This is a genomic window from Bradyrhizobium sp. R2.2-H, from assembly GCF_004346455.1.
In the GTDB taxonomy this organism is placed as follows: Bacteria; Pseudomonadota; Alphaproteobacteria; order Rhizobiales; family Xanthobacteraceae; genus Bradyrhizobium; species Bradyrhizobium diversitatis.
The window spans coordinates 311,304-331,521 of record NZ_SMBR01000001.1 but is presented as its reverse complement, the minus strand read 5'-3'; the positions used below and the strand labels follow the sequence as shown (position 1 = coordinate 331,521).

At 64.8% G+C, this 20,218-nt stretch carries 20 protein-coding genes and 1 riboswitch; of the genes, 15 read left to right on the top strand and 5 right to left on the bottom strand.

Going from position 1 to position 20,218, the window contains the following annotated elements; translation table 11 throughout:
• Positions 1 to 198 precede the first annotated feature (198 nt).
• Positions 199 to 1,977, top strand: a complete 1,779-nt coding sequence (locus tag EDE08_RS01580) for an acyl-CoA dehydrogenase family protein (protein WP_131866523.1) — start codon at positions 199 to 201, stop codon at positions 1,975 to 1,977.
• Between the two features lie 74 nt (positions 1,978 to 2,051).
• Here the strand turns inward: EDE08_RS01580 and EDE08_RS01575 are convergent, their stop codons facing one another.
• A complete protein-coding gene (locus EDE08_RS01575; protein WP_131866521.1) occupies positions 2,052 to 3,278 on the bottom strand; it encodes an MFS transporter in 1,227 nt (408 codons plus the stop codon).
• A gap of 345 nt (positions 3,279 to 3,623) precedes the next feature.
• Here EDE08_RS01575 and EDE08_RS01570 point away from each other — a divergent pair, with 345 nt between their 5' ends.
• From EDE08_RS01570 to EDE08_RS01535, 8 genes are all read left to right on the top strand, one after another.
• Positions 3,624 to 5,273: a bifunctional metallophosphatase/5'-nucleotidase gene (locus EDE08_RS01570; RefSeq protein ID WP_131866519.1), complete on the top strand. Its 1,650-nt coding sequence runs from the start codon at positions 3,624 to 3,626 to the stop codon at positions 5,271 to 5,273.
• 122 nt (positions 5,274 to 5,395) lie between these two features.
• Positions 5,396 to 6,325, top strand: a complete 930-nt coding sequence (locus EDE08_RS01565; protein ID WP_131866517.1) for a histone deacetylase family protein — start codon at positions 5,396 to 5,398, stop codon at positions 6,323 to 6,325.
• Between the two features lie 74 nt (positions 6,326 to 6,399).
• On the top strand, positions 6,400 to 6,651 hold the full coding sequence (locus EDE08_RS01560; protein ID WP_008132970.1) for an exodeoxyribonuclease VII small subunit: 252 nt from the start codon (positions 6,400 to 6,402) through the stop codon (positions 6,649 to 6,651).
• 614 nt (positions 6,652 to 7,265) lie between these two features.
• Positions 7,266 to 9,194, top strand: a complete 1,929-nt coding sequence (gene dxs / locus EDE08_RS01555; protein ID WP_131866515.1) for a 1-deoxy-D-xylulose-5-phosphate synthase — start codon at positions 7,266 to 7,268, stop codon at positions 9,192 to 9,194.
• A 175-nt stretch (positions 9,195 to 9,369) separates the two neighbouring features.
• Entirely contained in the window at positions 9,370 to 9,924 is a 555-nt protein-coding gene (locus tag EDE08_RS01550; protein WP_131866513.1) for a nucleoside 2-deoxyribosyltransferase, read from the top strand.
• A 27-nt stretch (positions 9,925 to 9,951) separates the two neighbouring features.
• Positions 9,952 to 10,686: a TlyA family RNA methyltransferase gene (locus EDE08_RS01545; protein ID WP_131866511.1), complete on the top strand. Its 735-nt coding sequence runs from the start codon at positions 9,952 to 9,954 to the stop codon at positions 10,684 to 10,686.
• Entirely contained in the window at positions 10,679 to 11,926 is a 1,248-nt protein-coding gene (locus EDE08_RS01540) for a class I SAM-dependent RNA methyltransferase (RefSeq protein WP_131867402.1), read from the top strand. The genes EDE08_RS01545 and EDE08_RS01540 overlap by 8 nt, the downstream gene beginning before the upstream one ends.
• A gap of 103 nt (positions 11,927 to 12,029) precedes the next feature.
• Positions 12,030 to 13,109, top strand: coding sequence for an Acg family FMN-binding oxidoreductase (locus EDE08_RS01535; protein WP_131866509.1), 1,080 nt, complete (start codon positions 12,030 to 12,032; stop codon positions 13,107 to 13,109).
• On the opposite strand, the gene EDE08_RS01530 is transcribed toward EDE08_RS01535, so the two are convergent.
• A complete protein-coding gene (locus tag EDE08_RS01530; protein WP_131866507.1) occupies positions 13,106 to 13,705 on the bottom strand; it encodes a hypothetical protein in 600 nt (199 codons plus the stop codon). The two genes, EDE08_RS01535 and EDE08_RS01530, sit on opposite strands and share 4 nt — an antisense overlap.
• 108 nt (positions 13,706 to 13,813) lie before the next feature.
• Here EDE08_RS01530 and EDE08_RS01525 point away from each other — a divergent pair, with 108 nt between their 5' ends.
• Positions 13,814 to 14,659, top strand: a complete 846-nt coding sequence (locus EDE08_RS01525) for a nucleotidyltransferase domain-containing protein (protein ID WP_131866505.1) — start codon at positions 13,814 to 13,816, stop codon at positions 14,657 to 14,659.
• A 4-nt stretch (positions 14,660 to 14,663) separates the two neighbouring features.
• Here EDE08_RS01525 and EDE08_RS01520 read toward each other — a convergent pair whose 3' ends face one another.
• Positions 14,664 to 15,299, bottom strand: coding sequence for a hypothetical protein (locus EDE08_RS01520; protein ID WP_061878389.1), 636 nt, complete (start codon positions 15,297 to 15,299; stop codon positions 14,664 to 14,666).
• Between the two features lie 165 nt (positions 15,300 to 15,464).
• Positions 15,465 to 16,334, bottom strand: coding sequence for a DUF1194 domain-containing protein (locus EDE08_RS01515; RefSeq protein WP_131866503.1), 870 nt, complete (start codon positions 16,332 to 16,334; stop codon positions 15,465 to 15,467).
• A 325-nt stretch (positions 16,335 to 16,659) separates the two neighbouring features.
• A riboswitch (Fluoride riboswitch) is annotated at positions 16,660 to 16,737 on the top strand.
• Positions 16,738 to 16,860: 123 nt separating this feature from the next.
• On the opposite strand from EDE08_RS01515, the gene EDE08_RS01510 reads away from it, so the two are divergent.
• From EDE08_RS01510 to clpS, 5 genes are all read left to right on the top strand, one after another.
• On the top strand, positions 16,861 to 18,063 hold the full coding sequence (locus tag EDE08_RS01510) for an MFS transporter (protein WP_165935721.1): 1,203 nt from the start codon (positions 16,861 to 16,863) through the stop codon (positions 18,061 to 18,063).
• A 19-nt stretch (positions 18,064 to 18,082) separates the two neighbouring features.
• Positions 18,083 to 18,472, top strand: coding sequence for a fluoride efflux transporter CrcB (crcB, locus tag EDE08_RS01505; RefSeq protein ID WP_131866499.1), 390 nt, complete (start codon positions 18,083 to 18,085; stop codon positions 18,470 to 18,472).
• A 149-nt stretch (positions 18,473 to 18,621) separates the two neighbouring features.
• Positions 18,622 to 19,050, top strand: a complete 429-nt coding sequence (gene crcB / locus EDE08_RS01500) for a fluoride efflux transporter CrcB (RefSeq protein ID WP_131866497.1) — start codon at positions 18,622 to 18,624, stop codon at positions 19,048 to 19,050.
• A 2-nt stretch (positions 19,051 to 19,052) separates the two neighbouring features.
• Positions 19,053 to 19,394 carry a DUF190 domain-containing protein gene (locus EDE08_RS01495; protein ID WP_131866495.1) on the top strand — a complete coding sequence of 114 codons (342 nt, stop codon included), beginning with the start codon at positions 19,053 to 19,055 and terminating at the stop codon, positions 19,392 to 19,394.
• 43 nt (positions 19,395 to 19,437) lie between these two features.
• On the top strand, positions 19,438 to 19,743 hold the full coding sequence (gene clpS / locus EDE08_RS01490) for an ATP-dependent Clp protease adapter ClpS (RefSeq protein WP_061878702.1): 306 nt from the start codon (positions 19,438 to 19,440) through the stop codon (positions 19,741 to 19,743).
• A 55-nt stretch (positions 19,744 to 19,798) separates the two neighbouring features.
• Here clpS and EDE08_RS01485 read toward each other — a convergent pair whose 3' ends face one another.
• Positions 19,799 to 20,197: a hypothetical protein gene (locus tag EDE08_RS01485; RefSeq protein WP_131866493.1), complete on the bottom strand. Its 399-nt coding sequence runs from the start codon at positions 20,195 to 20,197 to the stop codon at positions 19,799 to 19,801.
• Positions 20,198 to 20,218: the final 21 nt, after the last annotated feature.

Below are 20,218 nucleotides of genomic sequence, written 5' to 3'. Positions count from 1 at the left end.
GCCGGTCTATAGGGAGCAGGGCAGCATTTCAACCGTCTGGAGGGGCAAAATACCGCAGACCCGGGATCGGCCGCGCTTGATGCTCCATGGCCCGCATCGGCTCCGTTTCCGGCCGGCCTCTGCCCATCTCCCGACCATTGAGACTGCCTTCGTTTCGTGAGAATACGGCGTCAAGATTTGCCCCCCCGGGAGTGAGACATGACCTACCGCGCGCCGATTTCTGACATGCTGCTGTCGCTCAACCATGGCGCGGGCCTCAAGGCCGCCATGGAGGCCGGCCATTATGGCGATTTCGACGCCGATCTCGCGGCCGCCGTGCTGGAGGAAGCCGGCAAGTTCGCATCCGACGTGCTGGCGCCGCTCAACAAGATCGGCGACGAACATGGCATCAAGCTCAGCGACGGCAAGGTCACGACCGCGCCCGGCTGGCCGGACGCCTACAAGCGCTGGACCGAGGGCGGCTGGAACGCCGTGTCCGGCCCGGAGGATTTCGGCGGCCAGGGCCTGCCGCTCGCGATCAACGCCGCCTGCACGGAGATCTGGAGCGCCGCCAACGTCGCCTTCGGCCTCTGCCCGCTGCTGACAGCCTCGGCGATCGAGGCGCTGGACGCGCATGGCAGCGCCGAGCTGAAGAAGATCTATCTCGAAAAGCTCGTCTCCGGCGAATGGACCGGCACGATGCAGCTGACCGAGCCGCAGGCCGGCTCCGACGTCGGCGCGCTGCGCACCCGGGCCGATCGGCAGGCCGACGGCACCTATCGCATCAAGGGGACGAAGATCTTCATCACCTATGGCGAGCACGACATGACCGACAACATCGTGCATTTCGTGCTGGCGCGCCTGCCGGATGCGCCCGCCGGCACCAAGGGCATCTCGCTCTTTCTCGTCCCCAAGTTCATGGTGAATGCGGACGGCTCGCTGGGTCAGCGCAACGACATCTACGCCTCCGGCGTCGAGCACAAGCTCGGCATGCACGCCTCCCCGACCTGCACCATGACCATGGGCGATCATGGCGGCGCGATCGGCTTCCTCATCGGCGAAGAGAACCAGGGCATGCGCTGCATGTTCACGATGATGAACCAGGCCCGCCTCGGCGTCGGCCTGGAGGGTGTCGGCGTTGCCGACCGCGCCTACCAGCAGGCCTTGTCGTATGCGCAGGAGCGCAAGCAGGGCCGCGCGGTCGGCAAGAAGGGCGACGGCTCCGATGCGATCTTCGTGCATCCCGACGTCAAGCGCATGCTGATGCGGATGCGGGCACAGACCGCGGCCGCGCGCACCATCTGCTACGCGACGGCCGTTGCGATCGACGTCTCGACGCGCGCCAAGGACCCGAAGGTGCGCACCGAAGCGGCCGCACGCGCGGCGCTGCTCACGCCGATGGCCAAGGCCTATTCCACCGACATCGGCAACGAGGTCGCCTATCTCGGTGTGCAGGTGCATGGCGGCATGGGCTTCATCGAGGAGACCGGCGCGGCCCAGCACTACCGCGATGCCCGCATCACCGCGATCTACGAGGGCACCAACGGCATCCAGGCGATCGATCTCGTCACGCGCAAGCTCGCAGCCAATGGCGGCGCGGCGGTGTGGGCGCTGCTCGACGAGCTCGCAGCGACCATCAGCAAGGTCGAGGCCTCCAACGATCCCGGCTTCGGCACCACGGGTGCAAAGCTGCGCGAGGCGCTCGACGCCTTGAGGCGCACCAGCAAATGGCTCCTGGAGCGCGTTGCCTCCGCACCGAACGAGGCGCTCGCCGGCGCGACGCCCTATTTGCAGCAGTTCGGCGCCACGCTCGGCGGCTGCCTGCTCGCCTCCGAGGCGCTCGCCGCCAAGGCCGACGGCAACGCGGACGCTGCGCGCTACGTCGCCCTGGCGCGCTTCTTTGCTGAGAACATCACGGTGCAGGCGGGAGCGCTCGAGCGCACGGTGACGGAAAGCGCAGAGTCGGTCGCGGCGGCGGATGCGGTGCTGCTGGGGTAAGTCGGATCGGCTCGCCACGACCTCGAATATCTTGCGCGAGCCTTCCCCTTAGTCTGGCCTTGGCTTGCGGAGATTCAGGCTGCGCTCTTTCCCGGCCGCCACAGCACGATGCCCGTCGCGATGAGATCGAGCACGACGCACAGCGCGAACGCCGTGGTGTAATTGCCCGTCAAGCTCCGCACGACGCCAACGATGCCCGGGCCAAAGGCGCTGACGATGCCGCTGATCGATGTGCCCAACCCCATCGCGGCGGCGAAGGCGGTAGAGCCGATCTCGCGCTGGATGATCAAGGGCGGGAACGTGATCATGTTGCCGATCGAGAAGCCGTAGACGGCGCAGCAGGCCAGCAGTACGGTCGGATTCGTGCTTTGGAGAAGCACGAACAACGCCGCCGCCTGGCTCGTCATCGACGCAGCGCAGGCGAGACGCGGATCGAGCCGGTCGACGAACAGGCCAAGCGACAGGCGCCCGACCACCGCCATCGCCGCCATGATGGTGACCGCGAGCCCTGCCGCGGAGCGGCCGATCAGCGGTTCGAGAAACGTCACCTGGTGGATGATGAAGCCCATCTGCGCCAGTAGCGCCATCGCGATCGGCAGCACCATGGTCCAGAACGACGCGTTGGCGAGCAGCGCCTTGCGGGAATGGCCTGGCGCGGCCGCGCCGCCAGCGGTCCGGCGTCCGTCAGATGCCTGTGACATCCGGGCCGGCCAGCCGATGAAGGTCACGACCACCGGCAACAGCAGCACCATCATCGCGAACGTGGCCGCCAGCATGGCGGAGCGGAAGCCGATGCTACCGGTCAGCGACAGCAGCAGCGGGACGAGGATGATGCCGCCGCAGGTCGCGCCGTTGAAGGCAAGGCTGAGCGCGAGCCCGCGGCGTCGCTCGAACCAGGAATTGAGCACGGTCGCGATCACCACGGTCCCCATGCCGGTCCAGCCGACCGACATCAGCGCATAGGCGAGATAGAGCTGCCAAGGCGTCTGCATCAACGCCAGCAGCACGGTCGAAGCGCCGAGCGCCGTCAGGCCGCTCAGGATCAGCGAGCGCAGCCCGATGCGCTCGAGCAGATCGTCGGTGAAGATGACGAGGACGGAGCTCAGGAGAAAGGAGAAGGTACTTGCCGCGGAGACCAGCGTGCCCGGCCAGCCGTGGGCGCGCTGAAGCTCGGCAAGATAGACACCTTGGCCGTAGAGACCGAAGCCGAACATGAAGAAGGCCATCAGGAAGCAGGCCAGCACGACACGCCAGCCACGATAGTGCAGCGAGGATTCGTCAATCCGGGTTGCGGCAATCATCAATCGGGCGGTCGGCCATGGAACGGCACGAGATCATGCACCACAACCAAAGGTTATTCAAATGAAACGTTGTAGCTAATTGTTGCGACACGTGACGGCAGCGGGTACCATGCATGAGAATTGTGGGACGCCCGCGTCGAAAAGGTTGAGCGACGCATTGGCACGCCTGCGAGATGATGTAGGCTGATGCCTCGCAAAGTCCCGCGAGCGTCGCGGCGCACCATATCCGTGGCATGATCATCCCAGGCGTCTGCACGGCCGACATCAAGGATTTCATACGTGTCGACACGCGTGTTCACGACAAAGCATCGTGAAATCTTCGCGCGCTGCGTCTAGTCTTGTCCCATGCGATACGTCTTTCTGATCCTGACCATCCTCGCCGCCGTCCCTGCCTCGGCGCAGCCCGCCGCTCCGGTCGAGTTGCGCGTGCTCGCGATCAACGATTTCCACGGCAATCTGCGCCCGCCACCGGGCGGCATCCGCATCAACGACCCTGAGGACAAGACCAAGAAGGTGATGGTGGCGGCCGGCGGCGCCGAATACATGGCGACGCTGGTGAAGCAGCTGCGCGAGGGGCGCAGGAACACCATCTTCGTCGCCGCCGGCGATCTGATCGGCGCGAGCCCGTTCCTGTCGGCGATGTTCCACGACGAGCCCTCGATCGAGTCGCTCTCGATGATGGGCCTTGCGATCAGCTCGGTCGGCAATCACGAATTCGACGAGGGCAAGACCGAGCTCCTGCGCATGCAGAACGGCGGCTGCCATCCGGTCGACGGCTGCCAGGGACCGCATCCCTTCACGGGCGCCAAGTTCCGTTACCTCGCGGCGTCCACAGTCGAGACCGCAACCGGCAAGAGCGTGCTGCCGCCCTACGAGATCCGGGAATTCGACGGCATCCCCGTCGCCTTCATCGGGCTGACCTTGAAGGAGACCGCCGGCATCGTCTCGCCAGCGGGCATTGCCGGGCTCGAATTCCGCGACGAGGCCGAGACGGTGAACGCGCTCGTGCCGCAGCTGAAGGCGCGTGGCGTCGAAGCGATCGTGGTGTTGATCCACCAGGGCGGCGAGCCCGCCGGCGACTACAACGAATGCCCTGCCATCACGGGGCCGATCGTCGACATCGTCAAGAAGTTCGATCGTGCCGTCGACGTCGTAGTCAGCGGCCACACCCACCGCGCCTATGTCTGCGATATCGACGGGCGGCTCGTCACCAGCGGCGACAAATACGGCACGCTGGTCACCGCGATCGACCTCGAGCTCGATCCCGCAACGCGCGACATCGTCAGTGCCAAAGCCGAAAATGTGATCGTCGCCAACGCTTCGCTGGCCAAGGATCCCGAGCAGACCGCATTGATCGACGCCTATGACAAGCTCTCCGCGCCGATCGCCAATCGGCCGGCCGGTTCGGTGACGCAGACGCTGTCGCGCGTGCCGAACGAGGCCGGGGAAAGCGCGCTTGGCGATATCATTGCCGACGCGCAATTGCTCGCAACCCGCGACACGAAGGATGGCAGCGCTGTCATCGCGCTCACCAATCCCGGCGGCATCCGCACCGACATCGTTCCGAAGGAGAATGGCGCGATCACGTTCGGCGATGTCTTCGCCAGCCAGCCGTTCCGCAACCGCCTCGTCACCATGACGCTGACGGGCAGCCAGCTCAAGGACTTGCTCGAGCAGCAATGGCTGGACCCGAAGCGGCCACGGATTCTCCAGGTGTCGAACGGGTTCAGCTATACTTGGGACGCATCGAAGCCATTCGGCGAGCGCGTCAGCCTCGAGAAGATCACGCTCAACGGCAGGCCGGTCGAACCTGGAAGCGGCTACCGCGTCACGCTCAACGATTACCTCGCCGTCGGCGGAGACGGGTTTACCGTCGCCAAACAGGGCACGGCGCCGCAATATGGCGGCTACGATGCGGACGCGCTGTTCGCGTTCTTCCGGGCACACGGCCCGATCGGTCCGCTGCCGCCGATCCGCATCCTGCGCGTGAATTGATCGGGATCAAACCGCCGGCGCTTTGCCATTCCCGGCCACGCGCTTAGATTGGGTTTTGCATTGCGTTTTGGCGCTGGATGCGCCAACGACGTCAAAAGTCCGCATCCCATGAGGCCGACCTGATGAGCACGCTTCTCCTTTCCCACAAGGCCTGCCTCGACCATGTCACGCCGCCGGGACACCCTGAGAGACCGGATCGTCTGCGCGCGGTGGAAGAAGCGCTGTCGCACGAGCGTTTCCAGTTCCTGGTGCGCGAGGAGGCGCCGGAGGGCGATCTCGATCTCGTCACGCTGTGCCACAACGAGCATTACGTCACCGAGCTGCGCCACATCGCTCCGTCCAGCGGGCAGATCTATATCGACGGCGACACCTCGATGTCACCGGGCACGTGGGAAGCCGTGATGCGCGGCGTCGGCGGCGCAGTCGCGGCGACCGAGGCGGTGATGGCGGGCGAGCACCGCAACGCCTTCGTCGCGATCCGCCCACCCGGTCATCACGCCGAGATCGGCAAGCCGATGGGCTTCTGCTTCTTCGACAACGTCGCCATCGCGGCGCGCCACGCGCAGCGCAAATACGGCATCGAGCGCGCGGCCATCGTCGACTTCGACGTGCATCACGGTAACGGCACGCAGGACATCTTCTGGTCGGACCCGACCGTGATGTACTGCTCGACGCACCAGATGCCGCTGTTTCCAGGCACCGGCGCTAGAAGCGAGCGCGGCGATCACGACACCATCGTCAACGCGCCTCTCGCTTCCGAAGACGGCGGGCCGGAATTCCGCTCCGCGTTCGAGAACCTGATCCTGCCGCAGCTCGAAAAATTCAGCCCCGAGCTGGTGGTCATCTCCGCCGGCTTCGACGCGCATTACCGCGACCCGCTGGCCTCGCTGAACCTGCGCGCCGAGGATTATGCCTGGGTGACGCGCAAGCTGATGGACCTCGCCGACAAGACCGCAGGCGGCCGCGTTGTTTCGGTGCTCGAGGGCGGCTATGACCTGCAAGGACTGAAAGAATCTGTTACGGCGCATGTCGGCGCCTTGATGGGCGCCTGAGGACGCCCGCCACATTAAGCCCGCAAAACCCGCCTTCACTGTAAGGCAAGCGAATCGGGCAATCGGAAACGGATATGGCCGAAAATACTCAAGTCGACGTCTCCCGGCTCACCTTCGAGCGCGCGATCGAGGAACTCGAAACGATCGTGAAGCGGCTCGAAGACGGCAAGGTCCCGCTCGAAGAATCCGTGACGATCTATGAACGCGGCGAGGCCCTGAAGCGGCGCTGCGAAGAGTTGCTGCGTCAGGCCGAGGCGCGCGTCGACAAGATCACCACCGATGCCAGCGGCCAGGCCACCGGTACTGCGCCGCTCGACGTCCAGTAAGTCCGCCGGGAACTTTCCCGGCTCGGTCGCCTGACGACCGGTGGCCCGCAAAACGTCTTTGCGGACATGGTTCCTGTGCCGCTTTCAATGATCGCACGGGGCTGTTCCGCCGAACCGCGGCCTGGGGCGGGCGGGCCAATGGCAAATCCCATGCGAGATTCGGCCGCCGGAGACAAAGGCTCTCATTCAGGCGAAAAAAGCCTGCCGCGGAACCGAGCAAGGCCGGAACCCCTCATCCCGGGCCAAGGTTAACCAATCCGGCCCGCAAGTTGCACCTGCATACCACTCATCGGTGCGGCGGGTTGGCTTTGGCCCAAGCTTTGGTGTAAAGCTGCGCGGAGTGTGGCTTTTTGCAAGCCTTGCGTAGGCACCGATTGCCGACGACAAGCGCTTCAAACTGCTAATGAAATTGGCTTGGGACGGACGAAGCCGATCTGAGTGACAGGGATCACAGAGACTGAACCGGAGCGCACTTAAGCTTACCTAAGCTTGAAGACGGGGGCCTTGCCCCATGCAGGTGGCTCCGACGGTTTGAGGACTCGCGCTGCGCCGATATTGTGCAAACCCATCGCGCACCGGAATGACCTTCCGGCGCTGACAAATTGGAAATCGCCGTGAACGCATACAGTAAGACGCCGCTTCTCGACACCATCCGGACGCCGGAAGACCTGCGCAAGCTCAAGGTCGAGCAGGTTCGCCAGGTCGCCGATGAGCTGCGGCAGGAGACCATCGATGCCGTCTCGGTGACCGGCGGTCATTTCGGCGCAGGCCTCGGCGTGGTCGAGCTCACCACCGCGATCCATTACGTGTTCGATACGCCGCGCGACCGGCTGATCTGGGACGTCGGCCACCAGGCCTATCCGCACAAGATCCTCACCGGCCGGCGCGACCGCATCCGTACCCTGCGCACCGGCGGCGGCCTGTCCGGCTTCACCAAGCGCAGCGAAAGCGACTACGATCCGTTCGGCGCGGCGCATTCCTCGACCTCGATCTCCGCTGGCCTCGGCATGGCCGTGGCGCGCGACCTCTCCGGCGGCACCAACAACGTTATCGCCGTGATCGGTGACGGCGCGATGTCAGCCGGCATGGCCTATGAGGCCATGAACAATGCGGGTGCGATGAACTCGCGCCTGATCGTCATCCTGAACGACAACGACATGTCGATCGCCCCGCCGGTCGGCGCCATGAGCGCCTATCTGTCGCGGCTCTATTCCGGCAAGACCTATCGCACGCTGCGCGATGCGGCCAAGCAGATCAACAAGCGCCTGCCCAAGATCCTCGCCAACCGCGCCAACCGTGTCGAGGAATATTCCCGCGGCTTCATGATGGACGGCGGCACGCTGTTCGAGGAGCTCGGCTTCTATTATGTCGGCCCGATCGACGGCCACAACCTCGACCATCTTCTGCCGGTGCTCAAGAACGTCCGCGACATGGAAGAAGGCCCGATCCTGGTCCACGTCGTGACGCAGAAGGGCAAGGGCTACGGCCCGGCGGAAGCTTCCGCCGACAAGTACCACGCCGTCGTGAAGTTCGACGTCGCGACCGGCACCCAGGCCAAGGCCAAGCCGAATGCGCCGGCCTACCAGAACGTGTTCGGCCAGAGCCTCGTCAAGGAAGCGCAGAAGGACGACAAGATCGTCGCCATCACCGCGGCGATGCCGTCGGGCACCGGCGTCGACATCTTCAACAAGGCCTTCCCCGACCGTACCTTCGACGTCGGCATCGCCGAGCAGCATGCGGTGACCTTCGCCGCGGGTCTTGCGACCGAAGGCTACAAGCCGTTCTGCGCGATCTACTCGACCTTCCTGCAGCGCGGCTACGACCAGATCGTGCATGACGTCGCGATCCAGAGCCTGCCCGTCCGCTTCGCCATCGACCGTGCCGGCCTCGTCGGCGCCGACGGCGCGACCCATGCCGGCTCGTTCGACAACGCCTATCTCGGCTGCCTGCCCAACATGGTGATCATGGCGGCGGCGGACGAGGCCGAACTCGTGCACATGGTGGCGACCCAGGTCGCGATCGACGACCGTCCGAGCTCGCTGCGCTATCCGCGCGGCGAAGGCCGCGGCGTCGAGATGCCCGACGTCGGCGTTCCGCTCGAGATCGGCAAGGGCCGGATGATCCGTCAGGGCAGCAAGATCGCCCTGCTCTCCTTCGGCACGCGCCTCGCCGAATGCGAGAAGGCCGCCGACGAGCTCGCCGCGCACGGCCTCTCGACCACGATCGCGGATGCGCGCTTCATGAAGCCGCTGGATACCGAGCTGGTGCTCAAGCTCGCGCGCGACCATGAGATCCTGATCACGATCGAGGAAGGCTCGGTCGGCGGCTTCGGCTCGCATGTCGCGCAGTTCCTGACCGACCAGGGCGCGCTCGACACCGGCATGGTCAAGTTCCGCACGATGGTGCTGCCCGACGTGTTCCAGGACCACGACACGCCCGCGGCGATGTACGCCCGCGCCGGGCTCGATGCCAAGGGCATCGTCGCCAAGGTGTTCGAAGCGCTCGGCAAGGACGTCAAGGCCGAGACGGTGAAGCTGGCTTGATAGCCATACGGGCGCTGATCCCACCTCTCCCAAAGGGAGAGGTCGGATCGCGCAGCGATCCGGCTGAGGGGTTGAGGTCCCTCGTGAAAGCTTAACCCCTCACCCGGCGCTACGCGCCGACCTCTCCCGATGGGAGAGGTGTTGCACCGCGCTCGGCGTTCGGCAGGTTCGTCTCATGAAGATCTACCTGGCAGGCCCCGACGTTTTCCTGCCGGACGCGGTCGAGATCGGCCGGCGCAAGGTCGATATCTGCGCGGCTCACGGATTGACCGGCCTCTATCCGCTCGACAACGCCATCGACCTCGCCGCGCCCGACGCCTCGCGACAGATATTTTGCGGCAACGAGGCGATGATGGACGAGGCGGTTGCCATCATTGCCAACCTCACCCCGTTCCGCGGCGCCGGCGCCGATCCCGGTACCGTCTACGAGCTCGGCTACATGGCCGGCCGCGGCAAATTCTGTCTCGCCTATTCCAATGACGGCGCAGCCTATGCCGACCGTGTCGGCCGTTTCATGGACGTCACCACCGAGGACGGCCGGCTGGTCGATGCACAGGGGCTGATAGTCGAGGACTTTGGCCTCGTTGACAATCTCATGATGATCCATGCGCTGGAGCTGCGCGGCTGCCCGCTGGTAACTCCGGCCACGATGCCGATCGACGTCTGGCACGATCTCGCCGCGTTCGAGGCTTGCGTCCGGATGGCGGCCGCGCGATTGATCGCTACATAAGCTCTTCAGTCGTCTGTCGGAGTTTCGATGCCCCCTCCCCGCAAGCGCGCGGATGTATTGCTGGTCGAGCGCGGCCTGTTCGAGAGCCGGGCGCGGGCACGCGCAGCGATCGAAGCCGGGCTCGTCATGGCCGACGACAAGCAGGTCTCGAAACCGTCGGAGACGATCGCAGAGGACGCGGTGATCCAGGCCGAGCCGGCACATCCCTACGTCTCCCGCGGCGGCGTCAAGCTCGCTGGCGCGCTGGAGCGTTACCCGATCGACATCGAGGACCATGTCTGCCTCGACGTCGGCGCCTCCACTGGCGGCTTCACCGAGGTGCTGCTGGCGAACGGCGCCAGCCTGGTGTTTGCGATCGATGTCGGCAGCAGCCAGCTGCATCCCTCGCTGCGCGATCATCCCAGGATCGTATCGATGGAAGAGACCGATATCCGCAGCTATGAGGGCAAGCGCCTGCCGGCGCGGCCCGATGTCGTCGTGATCGACGTCAGCTTCATCTCGCTGAAGGCGGTGCTGCCCGTGGCGCTGTCGCTGGCGGCCGCGCCGACGAGCGTGCTGGCGCTGATCAAGCCGCAATTCGAGGCGGACCGGAAGCATAACAAGAAAGGGATCATCCGCGACGCCGCCGTGCACCAGGAGGTCTGCGCCGATATCGCGGCCTTTGCCGCTTCGCTCGGCTGCACCGACATCGAGATATTCCCCTCGCCGATCACCGGCGGCGACGGCAATGTCGAATTCTTCCTGGGCGCGCGCCGTGGTTGAGCGTCTGACCATCGATCATGTCGGCCACCGCGGCGACGGCGTCTCGCTCACCACCGGCGATGCGGTCTACGTGCCCTATGCGCTCGGCGGCGAAACCGTCGAAGTCGATCACGTCGTGGGCCACCATCCCGATCGCCGCAAGCTGCTCGCCGTCGAGGTTGCAAGCCCGGAACGGATCGAACCGTTCTGCCCGCATTTCGGCGTCTGCGGCGGCTGCGCGATCCAGCATTGGGCCGCGGAGCCCTATCATGCCTGGAAGCGCGGCATCGTGATGGAGACGCTGGCGCAGGCTGGCATCGATTGCGAGGTGGCGCCGCTAGTCGACGCCCATGGTGCCGGGCGCAGGCGCATCACGCTGCACGGCCGGTTCGGCACGCATGACATCCTCAAGGTCGGGTTCTCCGCCACGAGCTCGCACGACGTCATCCCGATCCATCGCTGTCCCATCCTCGATCCCGGGCTCGACGGCGCGCTCGACGCGGCCTGGGCGCTGGCCGAGCCGCTGACGTCCAGGATGCCGGTGACGAAGCCGCTCGACATCCAGGTCACTGCCACCGCCAACGGCCTCGATGTCGACGTGCGCGGCTCCGGCCCGCTGCCGACCCCGCTGGTCACAGCGCTGTCGCGTGTCGCCGAGCAACATCGCCTGGCGCGGCTGACGCGGCACGGCGAATTGGTGCTGCAGCGCCTGCCGCCGACGGTGAAGATGGGCCGCGCGGAGGTAACGCTGCCGCCGGGCTCGTTCCTGCAGGCGACGGTGGCGGGCGAAGAGGCGCTCGCCGCACTGGTCGCCGAGCGCATCGGCAAGGCCAAGGAGGTCGCCGATCTCTTCTGCGGTGTCGGCCCGTTCGCCCTGCGGCTTGCCGAGAAGGCCCGCGTCACGGCCTATGACAGCGACGCCGGCGCCATCGCGGCCCTCGCGAAGGCCGCGCGCACACCGGGCCTCAAGCCGATCAAGGCCGAGCTGCGCGATCTGTTCCGCCGCCCCTTGGTGCTGCCGGAGCTGCGCGACTTCGACGTGGTGGTGTTCGACCCGCCGCGGCAGGGCGCGCAGGCGCAGGCACTGAAGCTCGCCGCGAGCAAGGTGCCCGCCGTGATCGCGGTGTCCTGCAACGCCGCGACCTTCGCCCGCGACGCGCGGCTGCTGATCGACGGCGGCTACCGGCTGGAGGCGGTGGTGCCGGTCGATCAGTTCCGCCACACGCCGCATGTGGAGCTGGTGGCGCGGATGGTGCGGTAGGATGCGAACTCCCCATCGAGCCACAACCTTGATACCGGTCAATCGCTCTGCCCTCCGCCGCCGCTAAAAGCGTTCCGTGCCATGAGACGCGGAGCGGACGTTCGTGCTCGACCGACGACAATTCATCGCGACTTCGCTGGGGCTGTCCGCGGCGACCATCACCAGCCCCTCTGCCGCAGCGGCGGCGAACACCTATGACGAGACGGTAAAGTCGTCACGGGCTGCGCTGCAAGCCGTGCCGCGGGATCGCGAACTCGTGCGCTTTGCCACCCTCGCAGCCAACAGCCACAACACCCAGCCGTGGATCTTCTCGGTCCGCGGCAACGTCATCGCGATTGCGCCTGACTTCAAGCGCCGCTGTCCGGCCGTCGATCCGGACGATCATCATCTCTTCGTCAGTCTCGGCTGTGCCGCCGAAAACCTCATCCTCGCCGCGTCCACGCTGGGCTGGCACGCAGATGCGGCCGTCGACGGCGACCGCATCGTGATCACGCTCGAGGAGGCCCCGCAGGGCACATCGGCACTGGCGGCCGCGATTCCTATCAGGCAATGCACCCGCGCAGCGTTCGACGGCAGGCCGGCCGCACCCGAGACATTGCGTCGGCTCGAGGATGCCTGTCGCGAACCGCACGTCGCTGCGATCCTGATGACCGAACGCACCGCGATCGCCGGGGTCACCGACTACGTACTCGAAGGCAACTCGGCGCAAATGCGCGACAAGGCCTTCATGCGCGAGCTCGTCAGCTGGATTCGCTTCAACGAGGCGGAGGCACTCGCGACCATGGACGGATTATTCTCGCCCGCGTCCGGAAACCCCTCGCTGCCCTCGTGGGTGGCCCGGCCGCTTCTCAAGCTCTTCTTCACCGAGAGCGGGGAGAACAAGAAATACCGCGAAGAACTCGACAGCTCTGCGGGCGTCGTCGTGCTCGCTGCCGATCGCAGCGACAAGTCGCACTGGATCGCGGTCGGCCGCGCCTGCCAGCGCTTCGGATTGCAGGCGACCGCGCTGGGACTCAAATATTCCTTCATCAACCAGCCGGTCGAGGTGGCGGCGCTGAGGCAGCAATTCGGGGCCTCACTCGGCCTCGGCGAACGGCGTCCCGATATCGTGATGCGTTTCGGAACCGGTCCAGACCTGCCGAAATCGCTGCGGCGTCCGCCGGAGCTGGTGATGCAATCCTAGCGCCGAAGGCCGCCCAGCACAGGAGACTCGCCGGGCAGCATCGACGAGTTGATGTCACTGTCCATGAGTCCCGATTGCTGCTGGATGAACCCGGCCCCGAACGACAAGCTGAGGTTGGAGGTCGGCTTGAATTCGACACCCGCAAACCCGCCATAGCCGGGCGCAGCGCTGGAGCTGAGCGGCGCCAGCGAGCTGCCAATGCCGTTGCCAAACTTCAGCGTGTCGAAACCGGCAAAGAACGTGACGGGCATGCCACCCGCAGTCTTCATGTTATAGCCGAACTGCGTGCTATCATAAGAGAGCGCGCTGAAATTGCCGATCGAGCCTGCCTGGCTGAAGCCGCTCAAACCAAGATTGCCGCGTTGGCTGCCGACGAAGAAACCATTCGCAGAGCTGTTGCGCCAATCGGCATCGCCGGCGTTGAAGCTCGCGAAGTTGCCATAGGTGTCGGAGCTCTGGCCGGCACTGCCGCCGAGGCCGAAAGGTCCGCCGGGAATCCAATATCTCAGCGGCGCGACTTGCGCATGAACCGGCTCTCCGCCGAGGCAGAGCACCGCGAGAGCTGCAAGAGCACATGAAAGTGCAGGCTTGAACATTCAGACTACCGTCGACAATTTCGCAAACTATACTCCGCGAACATCATCAATGCCAGCGGAGCGACCGCGTCGGTGTCACGGCAGCAGGTCTCCAGGGAACTGCACCTGATGCCGCACGATCCGTTGCTCACCCGCCTGACATCCGTTCTTGCCGACGTACCGGGCGTTCACGCCGTCGTGCTCGGCGGCTCACGCGCGCGGGGCAGCGCGCATCCCTCGTCCGACTACGACATCGGGCTGTATTGTTCGAGCGCGGCCCCGCTCGATACGGATCGGCTCCTGAGCGTCGTGACGGAAATCGCCGACGATCCCGGCACTGCGACCGTAACGAGATATGGCGAATGGGGGCCATGGATCATCGGCGGCGCATGGCTGTCGGTCGAGGGACAACAGGTCGATCTGCTCTACCGTCACGCCGACGATGTCGAGCGAGTCATGATGGACTGCCGAAACGGTACAGTCCTCATGGCCTACCAGCCCGGCCATCCACATGGCTTCTGCTCGGCAATCTGGATGGGCGAGATCGCATATTGTCGGCCTTTGCACGATCCGAAAGGCCTGATCGCGCGGCTCAAGACAATCGCGCTCCCCTATCCGGAGGATCTGGGCCGCGCCTTGTTGCGGCGCTTTCAGTGGGAAATCCTGTTCAGCATCGAAAATGCGGAACTTGCGACAGCTCGCGACGAGCGGACCCACGTCGCGGGCTGCGTCTACAGAGCGCTCGCGTGCATCGCGCAGGTGCTGTTTGCATTGAACCGTCGATATCTCATCAACGAAAAGGGCGCACTCATCCAGACGGCCGGCTTGCCCCTTACGATTCCCCATCTGGTGGAACAGTCCGGCGACATCTGGCGGCTGATCGGGGATGGCGATTTGGCAGAGGCCTGCGCGATCCTGCGGCAGGTCGATCAGCAATTGAAGACGCTGTTACGATCCGGCGGGACGCCGCTGTGAACGGCTATGCCGTCTTGTCGACGGACGACGACGAATCCGCCGGCGGATATTTCGTCACCGGCACCATGAAGGATTTGGTGCCGACCTGATAGATGACCTTGCCGTTCTGTCCGTCATCGGTCGCGATCTGCGTCTGTCCGAACATGATGACGTTCTTGTAGACGATGCCAGTGCCCTGACGAGTGATGCCGTCGGTGGTGACGCTGACCTGCGCTTCCTTGCCGTTGACGGAGAGCACCTTGAAGCTCGCGCTCTTGCCGTTGTCGCTGGAATAGCCACCCCAGCTTCCCATGAGACGGCTGTCGGAGGCCGGCGGCTCCTGCTTCTCGAGATTCGCGGTCTGCTTGCCAGCGCCGCCCACTGAGAACAGCAGCACCATGCTCTTCCCATCCTTGGTGCCGACCGTGACTCCGCCAAAGGTGATGAGCGTGCCATTGACCTCGCCAAAGCCGCGCTCGGTACGACCGTTATGGGTGTACTCGACCTGCGCCCGGGCACCGCGGATGTTCACGACCTTGAAGCCGACGGGCTGGTTGTTGCCCACCCAATTGCCCTTCCAGTCACCGACCAGAGCACTCTGGCGATACATCCGCTCGTTGGCGGGCGAAATCTGGTTGGTGCTCGACGTGACGATGGCCATGGCTTGCTCAAAGGCAGGTTGGATAAACCCGCTTTCGTTCGCTCCAGCAATGCCGGGATGCCGGTTGGAAACGAAAGGAAACAGTCTGATTAGGGCCATGTACCGGTTAACGGGCAGTTAAATTCAACTGCCGGTTGGGATGGGCAAAAGGTCTCAGCCGGGACGTTAACGTCCCCAGCGGTCCGACCAGATCTTCTCGCCAATCAGGCAGTTGACGCGCGGCTCCTTGTCGGCAACGCGCATCACGGGGCGCTCGGGCGTGCGGCCGGCGACTTCCATCAGCAGCTTGGTGCGGATCGCTTCCTTGAACTTGTCGCGATCCTTGATCGTGATGACGAAGGAGCCGGGACCTCCGATGACGCAGTCCTCATAGTATAAATCGAGATTGTCGATATCCATGGTCGAGTAGGACGGCTCTTTGATCATGATCGGCAGGCCGTTGATGACGATGCCCTTCTCCAGGGCGGCATCGCGCGCCACCGTGACCGGACCGCCATTGTTGTTGGGACCGTCGCCGGAAATATCGATGACGCGGCGCAAGCCCCGATATGGATCCTCGTCGAACAGCGGCATCGCGAACGTGATCGCACCGGAGATCGATGTGCGCGAGGCGCGGCGGATCGGCGTTTTCATGATCTCGGCGGCGACCGCGTCCGCCGTCTCCGGTCCGTCGACCAGGCGCCAGGGAATGATCATCTTCTGATCGCTGGAGGCGGCCCACTCGAAATAGGTCACTGCGATCCGGCCATTCGGGCCTAGCTTCAGCGCCTGCAGGAACTCCTTCGATTGGATTGCCTGCGCATAGCCCTCGCGCTGGACCGCGAGCTCGTCCATGTCCATGGAGTAGGACACGTCGACCGCGAGGATCAGTTCGACGTCGACCGCCTGCGCGTCCTTGTCGGCCGCGAGCCGTTTCGATTGAGATCGACTCTCGGGCGATTCAAATTTGGGTCCCGGTGCCGCGATGCCCGCGACGTCCCCTCCGGCAAGCATGCCGGCCACCAGCACAGCCCCGATCGAGAACAGCAAACGCATCGCGGTCTCCCGTCGTATGACGCGATGGTGACATGCAATTGCCCTGCCGCAAAGGCCGAAGATCGCTTGCGCTTCACATTCGAGTTAAGAATTTGCGTGCCAGCGCGAAATCGCCGCCGTGTCGCCGCGCTTGCGTCACCGGAAGACGCGCGATTACAGGGTTCGTCAATCCGGAGCGGCTCGAAGAGCCGAACCGCAATGACGAGAGTCTCAGGCGCGCAAGGGCGCGCCGGAGTTCTCGCTTCGCGAGCCCCGGAATGGCGGCGGCGAACCTGGAGTGCACGCCGCGCCTACTTGTCCGGCACGATTTCCATGCTAGGTTGGTCGGACAGATGGGGATGGAGTCCCCCGACAACCGCCCGGCGGTCGATGACCGTGCTTGGCTGATGACTCCTGCTCGAGGAGAGGCAATCTCAAGGCCTCTGCCTTTGGCGGGAGCATGGACATACCCCGCCGAAGGCGGGTTTTTTGTTGTCTTGTAACGAAGGCCAGCCGGAGAAGGCCAGGAGAAGACGACGACGTGACGATGCCGACACCGAATGCTGCGCGCACGATGTTGCCCAGAGGAATCTGGGTGCTCGGCTTCGTCTCGATGCTGATGGACATCTCCTCCGAGATGATCCATGCGCTGCTGCCGATCTATCTCGTCACCGTGCTCGGCGCCTCCACGCTCACCGTCGGGTTCATCGAGGGCATTGCGGAGGCCACCGCCTCGATCACGAAGATCTTCTCCGGCGCGCTGTCGGACTGGCTCGGCCGCCGCAAGCTGCTCGCCGCGCTCGGCTACGGGCTGGCCGCCTTCACCAAGCCGCTGTTCCCGCTGGCGCCCAGCGTCGAATGGCTGGTGGCGGCGCGCTTCATCGACCGCGTCGGAAAGGGCATTCGCGGCGCACCGCGCGATGCGCTGATCGCCGATATCGCCCCGGTCGGCCTGCGCGGTGCGAGTTTCGGGCTGCGGCAATCGCTCGACACGATCGGTGCCTTCGTCGGGCCGCTCGCAGCGATCGGCCTGATGTGGTGGACGGTCGACAATTTTACAATCGTGTTCTGGGTGGCAGTGCTGCCGGCGTTCCTGTCGTTTGGACTGATCGCCTTCGCTGTGAACGAGCCGGATCCCGACCCGAGCCGGAAGCCTGCGAAGAATCCGCTCAATCTCGCCGCAATGCGGCAACTCGGAGCGGTGTACTGGCGCGTTGTCGCGGTCGGAATCGTCTTCACGCTCGCGCGCTTCAGCGAGGCCTTCCTGATTCTGCGCGCACAGAACATCGGACTCAACGCGATGTGGGTGCCGGCGGTGCTGGTGCTGATGAACATCGTCTATGCCCTGTCGGCCTATCCGGCCGGCGTGCTGTCGGACCGGATCGGCAGGACCCGCCTGCTCGCACTCGGTCTGGTCTTCCTCGCCGGTGCCGACCTCGCGCTGGCGCTGTTGCCGAATCTGGCCGGCCTTGCGCTCGGGGTCGTGCTGTGGGGGCTGCATATGGGACTGACGCAAGGGCTGCTCTCGGCCCTCGTCGCCGACGCTGCGCCACCGAGCCTGCGCGGCACCGCATTCGGCTATTTCAACCTTTTCACCGGGCTTGCCCTGCTGGCCGCGAGCGTGATCGCCGGCGCGCTTTGGGACGCATATGGTCCCCAAGGCACGTTCCTCGCAGGGCTCGGCTTCGCGCTGGTCTCGCTGCTGGGGCTGCTCGCCGTCGGCGGCGGTCTCGCGACGGAGGGCAAGTGATGACGCGGAGTCTTTCATCATGCTGAGCGGGGCCATCGCGATCATGATCGGCAGCGCCCTGGGTGGCTGTGCGCGCTATTTCATCTCCGGTGCGATCGCGCGCCGGCTGGGCGAGACGTTTCCGTGGGGCACCATGACGATCAACGTCACCGGCGCCTTCCTGATCGGCATTTTCGGCGCGTTGGCGACCCATCCGGGCTCGGTCTTCGCTTTGCCTAATCCCTGGCTGTTCGCGGTGACCGGCTTTCTCGGCTGCTACACCACGGTTTCCTCGTTCAGCCTGCAGACGCTGACGCTCGCGCGGAGTGGCGAACTGATGCCTGCGCTCGGCAATATTGTGGCCTCAGTCGGGCTGTGCCTGACCGCCGTCGCATGCGGCTTCCTCCTCGCGGACGGTCTGGGAGGCTAACGGATGGAATTTGGAGAAGCATCGGCGGCGCGGCACCTTCGCCTCTCCACGGTTGCGGGGAGAGTCCAACTCTCACCTCCCTCGCGGAGAGCCACCCTCGCCCCAACCCTCTTCCCGCGCGCAGGGACAGGGAGAAGGGGCAACGTGCGATGAAATCCCCCTCCTCCGCCGAGCGCTGGCGCACTGCGACGCTCTATGCCTGGGTTGCCGCCGGCAGCATCGTCGGCGGCCTGACGCGTTATCTCGTCGGGCTGGCGCTGGACACCGGGCCGGGCTTTCCCTTCGCGACGCTGTTCATCAACGCCATGGGCTCGCTGATCATCGGCTTCTACGCGACGCTGACCGGCCCCGACGGCCGCATGCTGGCGCGGCCCGAGCACCGACAGTTCGTCATGACCGGGTTCTGCGGCGGCTACACCACCTTTTCGACCTTTAGCCTGGAGACCTTCCGCCTGATCCACGGCGGGATGAAATACACGGCCCTAGCCTACATCGCTGCATCCGTGATCTGCTGGCTGGTGTCGGTATGGATCGGCCATATGATGGCGAACCGCTACAACCGCTTGACAAGGAGCTGACCATGCAAATTCCCAATCAGGCAGTTTCCCTCCGGATCTTCATTGGCGAGAGCGATCATTTCGACGGCAGGCCGCTCTATGAAGCCATCGTGATCAAGGCGCGTGAGCGGCACCTGGCCGGCGCTACCGTGCTGCGCGGGCCGATGGGATTCGGCAAGTCCAGCCGGCTGCACACCTCGAAGATCCTGCGGCTTTCGGAAGACCTGCCGCTGCTGATCGAGATCGTCGACAGCGAGGACAACATCAACGCATTCCTGCCCATCCTGGATGGCATGATGTCGAGCGGGCTGATCACCTTGGAGAAAGTGCAGGTCCTGCAATATGGTGCGAAGGTCGCGAGCTGATCGCCGCGGCTGGGAACCGAGACCGCCGTGTCCAGGAGGCGGAATGAACGACACCGTCACCAAACCGAAAACCAGGACCAAGACCAAGGTCGAGCGGCCGCGGCTGCACAAGGTCATCCTGATCAACGACGACTACACGCCGCGCGAATTCGTCACCATGGTGCTGAAGGCCGAATTCCGCATGACGGAGGATCAGGCCTACAAGGTGATGATCACCGCGCACAAGCTGGGTGCCTGCGTCGTCGCGGTGTTCACCAAGGATGTTGCCGAGACCAAGGCGACGCGCGCCACCGACGCCGGCCGCGCCAAGGGCTATCCGCTGCTGTTCACGACCGAGCCGGAGGAGTGAGGCGTGCTGCTTCCAACTCAGCGCGTGAGGCGCGCCAAGATGGTCTGGTCGTAAGCTACTTCAAGTTCTTAAAGACCTTGCTGAACTCCGGAAGCTGCAGCCTTCGCTTCTCCTCCCGGTATTCAGCTTCGGTGAAGGGACCGCTCACGGATACCCGCACCGCAACGTCCCATTCATTCGGCTTTCGCGAGATATAGTAGAACTCCGTGACCGAGCGGTCCGGTTGCCTTCCCGATTTCCAGGGATGGCGAGCGAACACGATGTAATTGCCATTCGCGCCGGCCTGAAAGACCGTAGGCTCCGGCAGGCCGTCGCCAACGCAAGTTCCACCCGTGCCGACCGACCGGCAAAGCGTCATGTCCTTATCCGTGTCGACCGCGACGAGGCGATAAGGTCCATCAATCGCTTCGTTCTGGACAAACCCGCAGGCTGGCAGGCACAGCAGAAGTGCCAAGCATGGCCATCGTTTCAAATG

Bases quoted from the DNA above. Each gene is read 5' to 3' on its own strand.
- EDE08_RS01580 (WP_131866523.1), top strand. From the start codon at position 199: ATGACCTACCGCGCGCCGATTTCTGACATGCTGCTGTCGCTCAACCAT.
- EDE08_RS01575 (WP_131866521.1), bottom strand. From the start codon at position 3,278: ATGATTGCCGCAACCCGGATTGACGAATCCTCGCTGCACTATCGTGGC.
- EDE08_RS01570 (WP_131866519.1), top strand. From the start codon at position 3,624: ATGCGATACGTCTTTCTGATCCTGACCATCCTCGCCGCCGTCCCTGCC.
- EDE08_RS01565 (WP_131866517.1), top strand. From the start codon at position 5,396: ATGAGCACGCTTCTCCTTTCCCACAAGGCCTGCCTCGACCATGTCACG.
- EDE08_RS01560 (WP_008132970.1), top strand. From the start codon at position 6,400: ATGGCCGAAAATACTCAAGTCGACGTCTCCCGGCTCACCTTCGAGCGC.
- EDE08_RS01550 (WP_131866513.1), top strand. From the start codon at position 9,370: ATGAAGATCTACCTGGCAGGCCCCGACGTTTTCCTGCCGGACGCGGTC.
- EDE08_RS01545 (WP_131866511.1), top strand. From the start codon at position 9,952: ATGCCCCCTCCCCGCAAGCGCGCGGATGTATTGCTGGTCGAGCGCGGC.
- EDE08_RS01530 (WP_131866507.1), bottom strand. From the start codon at position 13,705: ATGTTCAAGCCTGCACTTTCATGTGCTCTTGCAGCTCTCGCGGTGCTC.
- EDE08_RS01525 (WP_131866505.1), top strand. From the start codon at position 13,814: ATGCCGCACGATCCGTTGCTCACCCGCCTGACATCCGTTCTTGCCGAC.
- EDE08_RS01520 (WP_061878389.1), bottom strand. From the start codon at position 15,299: ATGGCCATCGTCACGTCGAGCACCAACCAGATTTCGCCCGCCAACGAG.
- EDE08_RS01515 (WP_131866503.1), bottom strand. From the start codon at position 16,334: ATGCGTTTGCTGTTCTCGATCGGGGCTGTGCTGGTGGCCGGCATGCTT.
- EDE08_RS01510 (WP_165935721.1), top strand. From the start codon at position 16,861: ATGCCGACACCGAATGCTGCGCGCACGATGTTGCCCAGAGGAATCTGG.
- crcB (WP_131866499.1), top strand. From the start codon at position 18,083: ATGCTGAGCGGGGCCATCGCGATCATGATCGGCAGCGCCCTGGGTGGC.
- crcB (WP_131866497.1), top strand. From the start codon at position 18,622: ATGAAATCCCCCTCCTCCGCCGAGCGCTGGCGCACTGCGACGCTCTAT.
- EDE08_RS01495 (WP_131866495.1), top strand. From the start codon at position 19,053: ATGCAAATTCCCAATCAGGCAGTTTCCCTCCGGATCTTCATTGGCGAG.
- clpS (WP_061878702.1), top strand. From the start codon at position 19,438: ATGAACGACACCGTCACCAAACCGAAAACCAGGACCAAGACCAAGGTC.